We start from the raw sequence: 15,897 nt of genomic DNA, 5'->3' as shown, positions 1-15,897 counted from the left end.
TCGATTATTATTTTGATCATTGTTAGCTTGCTTAGTTGTCTTAGTCTATTTATTTAAAAAAACAGAAGGAATAAGCACACACTGCTCCAAAATAGAAACACTAAGGGCTACACCAAGCAAAACGCGGATTTATTTTATGATACCCGCGTTTTGACGTGGTAAAGATAAACTTTTCTTAATATATCGGATTCTCGTCACGTGGAGTCTTTTTACGTTCTGCATTTACAGTAGTATTCATCCCATTTTTCGCAATCGCTTTCTTCTTCGTGTTCTGATTTAGAAGACGTATATTTTAACAAATTATCAAACAGATATAACCTTTCTAATCTATTCCCAAGTAAATATTTACACTATTTAAATAACAGTCCTTGTGGTTTAGTATCTTTAATTCTATCTAAACCACAAGGCAATCAAGCTTATCGTTTAGGAGGACGAAATCCCGCCTTCACCGCTTCCTTTTCTGTACAAAACATCACTTCTGCCTTTGTTTTTTCATACCACGGAGAGTCGGGGGTATGATAAATTTTTTCACGACCGATGTTTCCTTTGATTAGACACTCTTTAGAATCACTCGTTTTTGAACTGGAATCCATTATTTCAGGGTGAAAACCGTCCTCTTGGGCATAGTTCTCAATTTCCCAAATCCCCACCTCTTCTTTTTGCGCCTTCTTTTGAATAGCATCAAATTGATCAACATAGCGTGTATTCGGCGGGTATATGTATGCTACTCTTGCAAGACCTTTCTTTAGCAATTCCTCTTGAATCATTTTTCCATCCACATACACATAGGCTAACAATCGCCCATATTTATCCAGATTCGGTCCGATATCAAATTCTAACTCAATTTTTTTAGCGTTTTCTACTAAACTACTTGTAAATTCTTTCGCTTCTTGTCCAAAAGGTTGTTCACCTAGACGGGGATGTGATGTTTCAGGACTATCCACTAGTAGAAATCTTACCTTTTGCTCACTGCCATTATACATTACGGCAATCGTATCGCCATCGATTGGCTTTGCCAACGTAACTTGAACCCTATTGTTAGTTTTTGGGGAGCATCCTACCATAGTAAAAATTAAAAAAAAGATTAATATGGAAGATAAAAATCTAGACATAAATAAACCTCTCTTTATCACTATTATCCAATTAATCATAGTAACAATCCACAGTAAATAAAACAATATAAGCCCCTTCTTTATTTTTCAAAATGATTATTCGGGAATAACACGAATACTAGAGAGGGGAAGTCGTATATTGAAAAAGTATTAATAAGGGATATTAATAGCATGCCTTCTATTATTCTTAAGCCTTTATATAGGAACCATCTACTATCATGAGAATAAGCCATTGCCAAAGGAGTCTCTTACGAAAGAGAGGTTCACTATATACAGATTTTCCTAATGAGAAAGCCCACTACGGTACGATAGTACCTCCTTTATGGGTGGGATGAAAGTGAGGACAAAAATGGAGTGGCACGGAAAGCCGCCGTGGGAGTCCCAACCAGCGAAATATGGATGATTACAACCTTAGAAACGAATGTTAAGATTGCAGCGAAAGCCGACTCCCGTCTTGCCAAAGAGATGGACGAGTATTGGATCGTCAATGGCATATTAGAGATGGAGAGTTTACTCTAGACCTGAGGAGTATCAAAATCCGCTTACTACTATTCAAAGAGTGGTTTATACATGCAGAAGTTACAGTATTTTACAACGTATTAGGCGGTGTTATAGTAACACCGCCTGCCGACTGGATGAATTATGACTTTGCTGCTTCCAATTCTTCTGCTTTATCTTCCCATACTCTCGATCGCCATCGTCTCATTAAGATAATTCCCCTCACCCATTCATCCACAACAAAACCTATCCATACGCCAATTAACCCTAATCCTAAATGAATGCCGAGTATATAAGCAATAGGAACACTTATGAACCACATTCCCAAAATAGCGATTAATACAGGGAAATTTACGTCCCCAGCAGCTTTTAGCGAATTATTAAATACAAGATTAAAAGCGCGACCAGGTTCAAGTAATAAAGTTAATAGAATGATAGTAGATCCGAGTACTAAGATGTCTGGGCTGTTTGTAAAGATTTTAAGAAGAGGCTTGGAAAACAGAAAAAATATCCCTGCTACACAAAACGCTACTAAAGCAGCTATTTTATAAATGTGCATACTTTGCGCATATGCATCTTCCATTTTTCTCGCACCAATTTTTCGGGAAATGAGAATTAACGTACCTTGGCCGAGAGCGCCTGAAAACATTGTGATAAATGCTCTTAAATTGGTCGTATATACATTAGTAGTTAATGCCGTAGTGCCAATCATGGCAATAAAAATAGTGATGACAACCATTTGTAAGTTCCATGCGATTGAGTCGACTGATGAAGGAACTCCAATTTTAAGAAGATTTTTAACATGTTGTTTTTGTAAACGGAAAAGTTTGGTTAATGGAATGGACTCGCCAATCCATTTTTTTAATATGACGAAAAGGACAATTGTACCGATGAAACGACTTGCAACTGTTGCAATCGCCACACCTTTTACTCCAAGGACTGGAATGCCGAATGGACCAAAAATAAATAAATAGTTTCCGATTATATTGAGGATGTTGGCTCCCGTCATAACGTACATGACTTGCTTTGTTAGACCGTGTCCTTTAATGACCGCTGATACCGTTAGCATCAATGATTGAATAAAAGTAAATCCACCGATAATGACCATATAGATGGTCGCATCTTTCATTAGTTCAGCAGGCAACCCCATTATTCGTAAAATATCCGAAGCAAATAAGATTAAAATCAGACTGATTATTAAACCAAACAAGAAATTCAGCGAAATGGAAACTCGAGTAATTTCTGATACACTATGATCGTCTTTTGCCCCCACGTATCGCGAGACCAAAATCGTTGTACCAATGGTCACCATGCTACAAAGCATAATGGTCATCGAAAGGATTTGATCGGAAAAGCCGACGGCCGCAACAGCATTGTCCGAATAATGACTTAGCATAAACGTATCGGCAATTCCCATTAATCTCAACATCATGATTTCAATCAAAATCGGCCAAGCAAGGGCAAATAAAGTTAACGTTTGAGCCTTTTTACTTTCCATAAAACCCTCCTCTGTGGTCTACACATCCATTTTTTAACATGTGCTCTTATTTTAATGGTCAAATTTTTATAAAAACAGTCTGAAAATTTTATTATTTGTGTGATATACTTAACTTAGGATAAAAAAACGAGCGAGCTGCCTTTTTAAAACTGGCAACTCGCTTTTTTACATTCATTCACCATAAATCCAGAAATTCAACCTATTCCCGTCAGGATCATATATATGAAAATCACTTACTTGTAAATGAATATTATCAAGATCTCCAACTAATTCTGAAGTCTCAATATTATTTGCTTTGAAGTATTTGTATGCGTCTCTAAAGTCTTCCACCGTCTCCGGTACAAAATAAGGCAATGTCTTAGAGTCTTTTCTTTTACTAAAATGCTCGTCAGATATCTCTTCAAGATAGATCGGCCAAGGGTACAAAATGTTCCCAGCAAACTCCTCCTGTTCCCCACATTCTAAAATAGCATATTTTTTCGTTGGATTTTCCTCTACTACTTTTAGTTTTAAATGGTTTTTATACCATTCTACTGAATTTGAAACGTCCCTCACTCCTATATGTAAATAGAAAAATAGAAATCTAGAATGAGGAACAGAAGCTACTAACTGTGGCCTTGCCTCCACTGCGCAAAGCTTTGTTCCTTCTAAGTCGTAAAAATCAAATGTAGAGATCCCAGCGATATTTGTATAAATACTAGACGTTTCTATTCCATTATTGACCAAATATGTATGTGCTTCTATTATATCGGCCGTTTCAAAGCAAAACCGGATATTGCTCTCACTTTCTAGTTTTTCTTTAGGACTCATATTTTCCAATGTCATGGCAAAGCCACTTGGATAACAAAGAACCGTCATCCCTTCTTCCGGAGAATCCCAACCAACTTTTAACCCAAAATGCTGACAATACCATTCCGTTGCTTTTTTCCGATCACCGCTAATTTTAATGACACCGCCGTCAAACCTTTTGAAGCCATTCATTACCCATCACTCCCTTTTGTTATTTGCCAAGACATTTCCTTATGTATCATGCTGTTTAACTATAGTGTAAAGGTTCAAGTAGCTTTAAGGTCAACTGATTTTAGGACTTTTATTTTATTTGTACGACCGGAACCATGAGTAAATAGGAATCGTTGTGGTCTGGCATGTATCGAAGTAATTGCTTGCCATTTGGTTCAAATCCAAATTTTTTTATTTGATGATAGATTGGTTTACAACTTAATCTACCTTCAGCGGCAATTTCCATAGATACAAATAATGTAGCGGGATAATGCTCCACTTTTATATTTTCATCAAGAGGGTACAGCTTCTGTGCATTCTTCTCCATCACAATGAACCCAACGTCTCCAATCAGCTCTCCACCAATGACATCATCTACTCTTACATAACTTCCAGATAAGATATTAATTTTCATATCTTGTAATTTTTGTAGCTTTTCTTTAATCGCATGTCTAAACGGCATAATCCCTCTCGGAACCTTTACCGAAAACCACGCTATATAGACTGAGGTTTCCCAATTAATAAGATGGACTCTATTCTTTTCCATCTCAAATCCGTTTAAAAATTGATTAGCCACTTGTATGGAAAGCAACTTGGTAGCAACCTCCCTACGCCATTCATGAAGAAGCTTTTCACGTTTACTAGCTGTTGCAGATAAAAACTCAACAATGTGTGAAATACTAACCCCCGCCTGACGCAAACTATTTATGAGCCTTGCTTCCTCTATTTGTGACTCTGTGTAAACTCGATAACCATTATCTAAACGTGCATTAGGTACTAATAACCCATTGGCTTCATAATAACGAAGCGTACTTGGAGGAAGACCAGATTTTTGAGAAAACTCTTTAATTGTCATCAATCGGAACGCCACCTTCCTTCTATTGCATCCACTTCAATAAACGTTCGAAATATTTAGTTATTATAAATGCTACTATAAAAGAAGATCAATAAAAATAAAAGATGGCTATTATCATTTAAAAAATAAATAAAAAGGGCATTCCATAGTCTTATTGACTTAGGAATTGCCTTTTCAATGTTTTAGAAACATCTACGCAATAGAACCCGCTGAACGGGAATTGGACCCAATTGAACGGTAATTGATTCCACCTGAACGGGAATAGAACCCTCCTGAACAGGAATTGATCCCGCCTAACGGAAATTGCCCCCCTTATGGAGACCCAGTCACTTGAGCGTGGTTCTTGCTAAATTTCTTTCTATCATAAATTTCGGATTGTATTATAATGCAATACTTCTTATGACATCTTTCGATACCAAGGCAATCTAGAAAGTGGGGCGTCAACCTCCCTTTCACATGGTCCTTCCACAACACTACCATCATCACCTTTCCATGAACCTACTGGAAAATGAATAAGTCGCTTTGTCATTCCCTTCTTAACAACAGGAGCAACTAATATATCGTTTCCGAGCATAAATTGATCTTTTATATTCGTTAATCCTTGATTTGGAAAACTATATTCCATATAGCGAATCATTGGCTCACCAGTCTCCGCTGCATGATTTGCCAAGGCTAGAATTTCTTCGCCAAATTGATGATGAAGATTGGCGGCTTCTAAACAGTATTGGAAATGTTCTTGATCTAATACACGCCAAGGTGCTGCTGAAAATTGCATCATCGGGAACAATGCAGAACATTGGGCATATCGAACAAATAACTCTTGATCCAAGTTTTCAGAGTTGGCTAGAAAGTTTTGATATTCCCCTCCACCAATCATATCTGGGCAGGTAAATGAATAGCCCATTAAGCCTTGGGCTAGTCCGTTTGGAATCAATGATCCCAAACCGCCTTCGCCCCAACTATGTGCTTTATCACATAATCTTTGTCCGATTGCTTTACCCGCCATTTTCCAACAAGCCCGAAATTCATTTAGAGAATATTGGAGACCAAATCTTGCAAAATACTCTGCATGTTCATTGGCATGTATAGATTCTGCACATAGATCATCATTCCGATAATACACTGAATCACCAGCATCAAATTTAAAACCGTCAATTTGATATTCATTCATCAAAGTATCGAGCTGCTCTTTATACCAAGCGATTGTATCAGGATTGGTGAGATCAAGAATAGCACTGTAACCGTTCCACCATTCTCGAATCGCAGGGCTTCCTTCCTTGTTTTTGATTAAGAGGCCTTCTTTAGCTAAGTAGCGGTAGGTAGAACTATCAGGACTAACAAAAGGACAAGTCCACAACATTACCTTGAAGCCAAGCTCATGTAGTCTATCCACCATTTTTTTCGGATTTTTAAAACGTTGCGGATGGAATTGCCATACACCATAATCCTCTTGCCAATTATCGTCTATCATTAAAATTCCAGGAGACATGCCGTTATTAATAATCGCTTCGGCATATTCAAGAATTTTTTCCTCCTCTTGATCGTACATCAACTCAATCCATGTATTATATTGAGGTGCAGTAAACATTAATGGTTCAGGTATATTGCCGTCAGGTGGGAAATATATTTGCGCAGCAGCGTAGGCTTCTCTTAAATCCTGATAACCCTCAGCTTTCATTATCTCACCTGAACAGTTATAAATTTTCAAAAGTCCTTCCGTAAATTCAAAATCAAATGGTTGTTCAGACCAAATATATCTTCCCTTATTTGATAGAAGAATTGGGTTTGCTTGGTTTGGAGTATTGACTGGATTCAGCTTTCTTTTAAACTTTTTTTCCCCAAATGGCATTGAAACTCCATCAGAGACTGTCCCTCCCCACCAATATTCATTTTCTAGCAATTCTATACTAATCTGCTTATTCATAACTTCACTCCTAGTCTTTACATACTTTCAGGAAATATTGTCCCATGAACAAATGCCATTAGACATATGGATAAACAATTTCTCATAAAGCTTTAAATCAAGATTAGGTTCATAATAAGACTATTATTTTTAAAAAATCTATTTGATACTAAATTAACCGCAAATAAGGATACGAAAACTATACGATTTCGTATCCTTATTTGTAAAAAATCTAAGTATCTTGTTTTTATTCCACCGTCACAGACAAGTCCTTCAACAACAAGGAAGGTGAACCAATCCCGCTCGACGATACATATAAATCTGAACCAATTTCTTGGATTTTCTTGAGCAGCTCGAAAAAGTTTCCGGCAATCGTCATTTGTTTAACAGGTGTTTCAACTTTTCCGTCCTTCACATAAAAACCATTAGCGGCAACAGAGAAATCACCAGAAACAGTATCGGTTCCAGAATGTAAGCCAGATAGTTTTGTCACGATTATCGCTTCGCTTTGGGATCCGATTAATTCATCATAAGCTTTTTCACCTGGCTGAATATAAAAATTCGATGGGGAAATAACAAGTGTTCCTTTATATGAAGCCTTGTAGGCATGCCCCGTCGTTTCCACCCCAGCCTTTTTCGCCGTTTTCCGGTTGTGTAGTAGTGTATTTAATGTACCATTTTTAATAACTGTACATAATTTTGATGCAACACCTTCTCCATCAAAGTTACGACTTGAAAAGCCTTCTTCATAAAAAGGATCATCAACGATTGACACCTTTTCAGCCGCAATTGTTTCCCCAACTTTGTCTTTTAAGAGTGAACGACCTTTTTGAGCAACTTCTGCAGAAAATACAGAGGTGAATGTATCAAGAAGATCTGCCGCTGCATCTTTACGTAAGATGATTGGGTACCTTTTACTTGGAATGGATTGTTCCCCTAAATATGAAAGTGCTTCTTCTGCAGCTTCTTTTGCAATTTCATCTACATTCAGCTTAGAAAAATCTCTTGTTATCTTAACTGTAAATCCACTTTTCGTTTCATCCTCCTGTTTTACAACTACAGACAATACGACACCAAGATAATTCATGCGGTCATGAAGTACTAAGCCTTTACTGTTGGCAAGCAGCCTCTCCTTTGATTGCTCGATCAGTTTACAATAATTAAGGGAAGCGATTCGTGGATCATAGCTGGATACTTTATGCTCAACTTGCTTTAAAAATTCAATTTTATCAGGAATCGACACTTCATCTAGGCTTTCTGAATAAAAATCTTTTTCTTCATATTCTTCACTGCCTTCAAAAATATCGTCCTGTTCTTCCTCTTCAATCACTTCAGCATTAGCTTTTGCTCTTTCAAGTAAAAATGAAATCGAATCTTGGTCAATTTTTTCCGTATAGGCGTATCCCATTTTTCCATCGAATTTTCCTCTAAACGATAACCCGCCATCTTCAGCCATTTCATAGTGATCTAGTTCACCTTTATATACATCACAAGCAAACCGTCTTGATTTTTCATAGAATATTTCCATGTCTTCAAAACCGAGTGCAAGCCCATTTTCCAACAGTCTTTCCTGGAACTTTTCAATCTTCATGATTTACTCTCCCTTCGTACCGCCAACGGTTATTTCACTGACACGAATCATTGGCTGGCCAACATTAACTGGAAGACTTCCACTTACAGATCCACACATACCAGCTCCATGAGCCAAATTATTGCCGACCATATCAACTAGCTGTAGGGTTTTCGGTCCATTTCCAATTAATGTGGCTCCTTTTACAGGTGCACCAATCTTTCCATTTTCCACTAGATACGCTTCCATGATCGCAAAGTTATAGTCTCCCGTTGCGGTATTTACCGAACCACCGCCCATATATTTCGCGTAAAGACCGTGCTCCGTAGAAGAAATAATTTCTTCAGGAGTAGACTTTCCAGGTGCAATAAATGTGTTGGTCATTCTAGACGTTGGATTAAATCGATAAGACTCACGTCTGCTGGAACCTGTAGCTTCCATACCCATGCGACGTCCATTGAATTTATCGATCAAGTACCCCTTTAAAATACCATTTTCAATGAGAACATTTTTACGAGCTCTTTCCCCTTCGTCATCAATATTAAGAGAACCCCACTCATTAGCAAGTGTTCCATCATCGATATAGGTGACAATATCAGGTGCCACTTTCTCTCCAATCCGATTTGCAAAAACTGAATTATTTTTCGCAACAGACGTCGCTTCCAATCCGTGTCCGCATGCTTCGTGAAAAATAACGCCACCGAATTCGTTATCGATAATGACAGGGAATTTCCCACTAGGACACTCTTCAGCATGAAGCATCGTAACAGCAATTCGTGCGGCTTCTCCGGCATAATGCTCAAGATCCAGTCCTTCGAAAAATTCAAACCCTTTGTAAGCCCCTGGGCCATAGAATCCTGGCTGCATCTGCGTTCCATCAGAAGCGATTGCTTGAATGGCAAGACGGCTTCTTACCCGTTTATCTTCTACAAATTTCCCTTCGGAATTGGCGATTAAAACATTTTGTTCATGATCAAGTAGGCTAACGGTCGCTTGCGCAATACTGGAATGATAGTTTTTTGCTATATCGTATGTTTTTTTCATGACCGCTACTTTGCGAGCATTTTCAACCGATTGTGGCATTTGAATGATTTTATGTAATGGCTCTATTGCTTCCTGTTGAAGCACAGCTGGAATATGCCTAACTTCACTCTTTATCGCATGAGCTGCATTTTTAGCGGCTTTAATAAGTCCTTCTTTCGAGAAGTCAGTCGTATACGCGTAAACACTTTGCAGACCGCTAAAGACACGAATTCCAACCCCAGCATCCCGACCGGAATTGCTCTTTTCAATTTTTCCGTCTTGTAGAACTAGCGAATTTGAAAATCGGTCTTCTACAAACACTTCAGCAAAATCACCACCAGTTGATAATGCAGCGGATATAACATCTTCTACTACTGATTTACTTAACATGTAGCTCTTTCCCTCCTTGCAAGTTTTCAATACTTATTAATAGTTTACTATAATAATTTGAATTTTTTACCTTATGAGATAAAACTTTCTCATTTATTTTGAAGGCTGATCAATACTTCTCGCGCAACGCTCCTTAATTCTAATTCCAAATGTACCCGATGAACATTGAAATGACGGTGGCGTGTCCGATTGGAATCTCCAATATGCCTGGTGGCCATGTTCTGAAGCGATATTCAATTATCCGTACATATTAAAAATCTTCCCTCCATCATTATCGAATCGAACTAATTTTGTAAACAACCGTTCATCTGTAGTTCATATAAGATTCCTATACTCTTATTGAGGAGGAGATATGAATGTTTAAATATTGGTTATTCTTACACTTCGCAGGGATTTCGATTTGGGTTGGATCCCTTTTGGCCGTGACCATAATATTGATCATGATGAAAAAACATCTTGGATCAAAGGAATTATCAACAATCGTTAAAAAAATGACAAGAGTGGTAAATACTCTCGTTCATCCGAGCGCCTTTTTCGTATTACTTAGTGGGATATTTATGATTATCTCAATGAATTTTGGAGATACACCAAAACCATTTTATTTAGAATTTATGGAACGAATTGGCGGAGTGACAGTCCTCTTTACGATTATTGCCGTCAGTATCTTTGGGCGCAGGGTCGTCAAAAAATTCAACACACTTGAAAAAGAAGGAAGTGTCATCATTCATCCAGGTAGTATCAATACGTACATTACGATGATGCTGATTTCAGTTTTATTAGTTTTAGCTGTCATCTTTGTTGTGAGCTTTAGGTTTTAAATATAATAAAACGAAAGACCTCGATCATGAAGTCTTTCGTTTTTTATTGCTATCTTGGCAATCTTACCGAAAATTCCGTGCCGCTTCCAATCTCACTTGTCACACTAATGGATCCTTCATGAAGATCGACTATCTTTTTCACGACGGATAACCCTAGACCACTACCTGATTTTGTTCGATTTCTAGATTTGTCTCCCATATAAAATCGGTCAAATATTTGTGACAACTCTTCTTCCGATATTCCGATTCCCGTATCACGAACGGTTACAATAATATCTTCATCCACTGTTGCATTGATATAAATCGAACCATCCTCTTCTGTGAATTTAATACTATTTGTAAGCAAGTTCATCCATACTTGAAAAAGTAATTGTTTATCTGCCTTAATTACAAGTTCAGGAAGATCTAATTCAATCTTTATGCTTTTCTTACTCCATTCCCATTCTGTGAGCAATACGACTTCCCTAATTTGCTCATCAAGACGAAATGAAGATTTATTGACAGCCTTCACCTCTTTATCGAGAGAGGACAGCATTAACAGTTGTTTACTAAGAGAGGATAGCCTGCTTGTCTCTTTTTCGATGATCGCTAAGTAATGATCGGCTTCTTCTTCACTCACCATCTTTGAACGAATTGCTTTTGTAAATCCTTTTATAGACGTGAGTGGTGATTGGATTTCATGCGATACATTCGAAACGAATTCTTGCCGCATCTCATCCAATTTTTTTAGTGATTTTGCCATCCGCTCGAAATCCTTTGCCAATGCACCGATTTCATCTGAACGATGACTATCGAGAGTAAATTCATAGTTTCCACTTGCAATTTTCCTCGTCGCTTTCGTTAATCTTTTAATAGGTCGAACAAGAAAAGTGGCGAAAACAACAATTAAAACCATACTAATGAAAAACGTTAATCCCAATATTAAGCTAAAAATAATCCGCATTTCTCCAAACTGTTTTTCTACATTAGGACGGACAAATAACGCCTCGTTCACTCCATCTACTTTAACTGGAACACCAATACTGTTTTTTAAGTCATCTTTGAAAAAGCCTGTGACAAAAAGATTACTCTTAAATTTACTAATCCCGTGGTACGTATGTCCGTCTAAAACAGATTGAATGATCGACTCATCCAACTCATATTGACGAAATGGATCCCCGAATTGCTGCCCAACCATATTTTGATCAACCAAATATAGTTGAAAATTCATATTCGCTACACTCGTTAAAAATTCATGAATGTCCATTCCGTTAGAGTTTTCATATAGATATACAATTTCATTTGCAATTTCTTTTATTTTTTCCTCATTATATTCTTTAAGCTTCGCGTGATAATAAAGATTCGAAAATAAAAATGCAATGATACCGCTAACTAGCGCGACCAACATAAAGGTTAAAATGATTCTTACATAAAGAGTTTTCATACGCCTTTAACCTCTAATTTATAGCCTAGACCGCGGACAGTGATAATCTGAAAATCATCCGTTACATCACGAAAACGCTCACGAAGTCTTTTAATGTGAACATCGACTGTCCTACTATCACCTTCAAAATCAGTTCCCCATATTAGCTGTATAAGTTGGTCCCTCGTATACATCCGGTCTGGTTGGCTTGCAAGCTGGGCGAGTAATTGAAATTCCTTAAGAGGCAATACAAAGCTCTGGCCTTTAACTTTCACTTCGTAATTATTACGGTCAATCACCGTATTATTCATCGTAATAATATTATCAGATACTATTTGATATCTACGAAGCAAGGCGCGAATCCGGAAAAGGAGTTCTTCTGGTTCAAATGGTTTTACAACGTAGTCATCTGTACCAGATAAAAAGCCTTTGGCCTTATCTTCCATTTCGCCCCTAGCTGTAAGTAAAATCACAGGAATATCGTAATATTCACGGATTTCCTCACATAATTCCCAGCCATTTTTACCAGGCATCATCACATCAACAATGGCCAAGTGAATTTGTTCCGTTTCAAGTAGCTTGGAGCCTTCATTTCCATCTGCAGCTTCTACAACCGCGAAACGCTCCTTCAGTAAATATAGCCGCAACAATTCTCGAATATGCGGATCATCATCTACGATTAAAATATGTGTATGCATGACAGGACATCCTTTTTCTTTTTAATGTACATGATTATTAGTAAAGAATTCAAAGGTGATGACTAATGTTGGATATAAGCATGAGTCCAAATTTATGCAACCCCATCATGACAATTCCACCTGCAATCTGATCAAATCTCGGATTGATTGAAATAGGGAGTAAATCCGCCACATTCATATGTTCTGGTAAACAAAGATTCAATGAAAGCCCTTGTAAAAAAGGGTTCGATATTCCTCCCATGATGCCATTTATAATAAACAATAAGCAAGCTGGAGTTAAAAGTAGACCACTTAATAAAGCAAAACGTTTATTTCTCCTCATTACAATCGGCCACCACATGAAGACAGCCAGAACAAATAGCAATGACGTATACCCTCTGTGTAAAAAGGAGAATTGGTAGAGGGTTTGTAATACAAACGGCATATGATAGAGAAAAAACAAGACTGCGAATGAGACGAGAGCAAAACTAGCGAGAGATTGAAAATTGTATTTTATGAATTTTTCTGGGATTCCAAGTAACAATAATGGAGGCACTATAAAATAAAGAATGCTCATTTGCATCATATGAAAACTAAAAGAGAGATGGCTGATAACAGACAATGGACTCCCGATTACAAGGAAAAACAAGCTGATACTAATGAAAAAAAGTACCGGTCTTACATCGTAGATTTTTATATTCGTAAAATGCTTAAGTGAGAGAGCATATAAAATAGCAATGATTGCGAGAATGAATAATAATGAGAAATTCCACTCTAGTTGTCCTTCAAGCAATATACTATTGAACATGCTCCCCCTCCTTTAGATGAGCACGAATTTATTCATTTTATGATTCAGCATTAATGTTTATTTCTTTAAATTTCATTCGCTTCTTGTCCTTATGTGTCAAAATCAAGATGGACGGCAAGAAAATTCCACGAATTATAAATGTATCAAGCAAAATCCCCATCGCCATCGTAAATCCAAATAAAAATAGCTCTTGTAATGGTTGAGTCATTAAGACCGCAAATGTTGCAGCTAAAATCAGTCCTGCCGAGGAAATAACCCCACCTGTTAACGCAACACCTTTTCCAACAGCCTCTTTCCAAGGAAGGCTTTGTGCCTCTTCACGAATTCGAGAGACGAGCATGATATTATAATCGATTCCGAGTGCAACCATAAATACAAATGTATACACTGGGAGTCGATAGCTAATCGCCTCAAAGCCCATCAAATGATGGAAAATCCACCAACTAAAACCGAGTGACGAAAAATAAGATAACAGTATTGTCGACATCATTAAGATTGGCATTAGCACGGATTGTGTTTGAAAGCCTAGGACAAAAGTGAGTAATATCGTTACAAGCGAGAACAATACAATCATGTCTCGATTGTTCATTTGCCTTACATCAGCTTGTTGTGCTGTTTGTCCTGCGATATGCATCTTTACATCTTTTGTCGAAAAACCACTGTCTTTTAAAAATGTATCTGCTGAATCTCGCAGCTTTTGAACAGTGTCGAGTGCTGCTGCATCATATGGATTATCGTTCAAAACCAACTGGATACGAACCGCTTTTTCCGATTTAGATAAAAAGTTTCTAGGCAGATTAGTCTGATCCTTTATAACAGGAGTAACAGAACTAACTCCTTTTTGATCTTCTAGTTTTTCAACAAGACTGTTTACGTTTGTGAAAAACTCATCATTTAATGCAAATTCTTTGCTTGATTGTAGCACGATATCCACAGGAGCTAATTGCCCAGCAGGATAGTTTTTCTCTAGAAGCTCATATCCTTGCCTTGAAGGCATATCTTCTGGAAATGATTTTAATAGGTTAAAAGAGTACTTCATTGATGAAAAGTTAAAGGCACCAACTAGTAAAACGATGAGCAAAATTCCAGCTAGGACTGCTGGTCGCTTCATGACAAGATGGCTGATTTTATTCCAAATTCCTCCCTTTGCCTTATTTGCACTTTCAACCTTTGGAACAAATGGCCAAAACGCTTTTCGACCCATTAAGGCGAAAATGCTCGGTATTAAAGTTAATCCTGCAAACAGAATCACCAATACCGCAACAGAAAAAACAGGCGCGAAATGATTATATGGTTGGAATATTGTAACAAATAGCGTTAGCATGGCAAGAAATACAGTTCCGCCACTAAATACGATAGGCTCGGAAACGTGATAGATGGCTTCCCCCATTGCAGTGTATTTAGATTCCTGCTTTTTTAATTCCTCACGATATCTCGAAAAAACGAACAAGCTGTAATCAGTTAAAACAGCAAATAACAACACGAGCATAATTGATATCGAAGAACGATCTACTGTGAACCAATCGTATTTTCCAGCTAACCCTAAAACACGGTCTACCACTCCATATACAATTCCAGCAATTAAAAGTGGTGTAATCGCAAGCAAGGGAGAGCGATAAATGAGGATTAAGATAATAAAAATTAATCCTATAGTTGCAAGCATCAATACGATGTCTGCATTTTTAAATAAAGATATTGTATCGGCTGATATTCCTGCAGGGCCAGTGATTTCAAACTGTATTCCCTCTAGACCAATCGCATCGACTTTTTCCCTTACCTGATCTAAGGTTTTAAGGGTAATGTCTGAATCTAAATCAGACTCCAATGAAAGGTTAAAAAGGAGAGTCGATCCGTCATCGGAAAACATCTCATCTTGAACATTTTCCGGAAATTGATGAAAAGGTAATGCGCTTATAATGTGTTTAGGTTTTTCATCGGAGGCTAGCCACTCGCTTAGTTTAGCTATTTTCACACGATCTTCATTTGTGATTTTTCCATCCCGATGAAAAACAAGAAGAGCCGGCATACCGTCATTATTGGAAAATTGCTCTTTCAATACATGATCGGCAATTTCGGAAGGTCTGTCTCCTCCTACACTCGCTTCCTTGCTATTCACAGCAAATTCTTTTGCACCTGGCGCAAATAAACTGAATAACAAAACCACAAGAAGCCATGAAACTAGGGTGATTTTTGCTCCCCTTGGGCTGCTTGCGAATTTTACTAGCTTTCTAAATGGTCGAAGCATATCATTCATCTCCTACAATTTAAGGTCACGCTCATTGTAGGAAATGAATATGAACGGAATATGAATAGCAGATTTCTTTTAGCATGGCGTTTTGCCCG

Annotated in this window: 12 protein-coding genes; 1 reads left to right on the top strand and 11 read right to left on the bottom strand. The window is 37.6% G+C overall.

Annotated elements, in window-relative coordinates:
- Positions 1-416: 416 nt before the first annotated feature.
- The 7 genes from KHA93_RS20900 to KHA93_RS20870 form a co-directional block, all read right to left on the bottom strand.
- Positions 417-1,112 carry a thermonuclease family protein gene (locus KHA93_RS20900; RefSeq protein WP_213112487.1) on the bottom strand — a complete coding sequence of 232 codons (696 nt, stop codon included), beginning with the start codon at positions 1,110-1,112 and terminating at the stop codon, positions 417-419.
- 640 nt (positions 1,113-1,752) lie between these two features.
- On the bottom strand, positions 1,753-3,108 hold the full coding sequence (locus KHA93_RS20895) for an MATE family efflux transporter (RefSeq protein WP_213112486.1): 1,356 nt from the start codon (positions 3,106-3,108) through the stop codon (positions 1,753-1,755).
- 171 nt (positions 3,109-3,279) lie between these two features.
- Positions 3,280-4,089 (bottom strand): VOC family protein, encoded by an 810-nt coding sequence (locus KHA93_RS20890; protein ID WP_213112485.1) that lies wholly within the window; start codon positions 4,087-4,089, stop codon positions 3,280-3,282.
- A 109-nt stretch (positions 4,090-4,198) separates the two neighbouring features.
- On the bottom strand, positions 4,199-4,963 hold the full coding sequence (locus KHA93_RS20885) for a helix-turn-helix domain-containing protein (protein ID WP_233711614.1): 765 nt from the start codon (positions 4,961-4,963) through the stop codon (positions 4,199-4,201).
- Positions 4,964-5,360: 397 nt separating this feature from the next.
- Entirely contained in the window at positions 5,361-6,887 is a 1,527-nt protein-coding gene (locus KHA93_RS20880; protein WP_213112483.1) for a glycoside hydrolase family 31 protein, read from the bottom strand.
- Between the two features lie 226 nt (positions 6,888-7,113).
- Entirely contained in the window at positions 7,114-8,457 is a 1,344-nt protein-coding gene (locus tag KHA93_RS20875) for a TldD/PmbA family protein (RefSeq protein ID WP_213112482.1), read from the bottom strand.
- A 3-nt stretch (positions 8,458-8,460) separates the two neighbouring features.
- Positions 8,461-9,849, bottom strand: a complete 1,389-nt coding sequence (locus KHA93_RS20870) for a TldD/PmbA family protein (RefSeq protein WP_213112481.1) — start codon at positions 9,847-9,849, stop codon at positions 8,461-8,463.
- 356 nt (positions 9,850-10,205) lie between these two features.
- On the opposite strand from KHA93_RS20870, the gene KHA93_RS20865 reads away from it, so the two are divergent.
- Positions 10,206-10,667: a hypothetical protein gene (locus KHA93_RS20865; protein WP_213112480.1), complete on the top strand. Its 462-nt coding sequence runs from the start codon at positions 10,206-10,208 to the stop codon at positions 10,665-10,667.
- Positions 10,668-10,716: 49 nt separating this feature from the next.
- On the opposite strand, the gene KHA93_RS20860 is transcribed toward KHA93_RS20865, so the two are convergent.
- The 4 genes from KHA93_RS20860 to KHA93_RS20845 are packed head-to-tail and all read right to left on the bottom strand — an operon-like array spanning position 10,717 to position 15,799.
- Entirely contained in the window at positions 10,717-12,090 is a 1,374-nt protein-coding gene (locus tag KHA93_RS20860) for a sensor histidine kinase (RefSeq protein WP_213112479.1), read from the bottom strand.
- Entirely contained in the window at positions 12,087-12,767 is a 681-nt protein-coding gene (locus tag KHA93_RS20855) for a response regulator transcription factor (RefSeq protein ID WP_213112478.1), read from the bottom strand. Before KHA93_RS20855 ends, KHA93_RS20860 begins: the two co-directional genes overlap by 4 nt.
- 49 nt (positions 12,768-12,816) lie before the next feature.
- Positions 12,817-13,554, bottom strand: a complete 738-nt coding sequence (locus KHA93_RS20850) for a cytochrome c oxidase assembly protein (protein WP_213112477.1) — start codon at positions 13,552-13,554, stop codon at positions 12,817-12,819.
- Between the two features lie 37 nt (positions 13,555-13,591).
- Positions 13,592-15,799, bottom strand: a complete 2,208-nt coding sequence (locus KHA93_RS20845) for an MMPL family transporter (RefSeq protein WP_213112476.1) — start codon at positions 15,797-15,799, stop codon at positions 13,592-13,594.
- Between the last annotated feature and the right edge of the window lie 98 nt (positions 15,800-15,897).

Origin of the sequence: Lederbergia citrisecunda (assembly GCF_018343695.1) — a bacterium.
Taxonomy (GTDB): domain Bacteria; phylum Bacillota; class Bacilli; order Bacillales; family Bacillaceae_C; genus Lederbergia; species Lederbergia citrisecunda.
The sequence above is the reverse complement of the archived record's forward strand: the minus strand, read 5'-3'. Positions and strand labels throughout refer to the sequence as shown.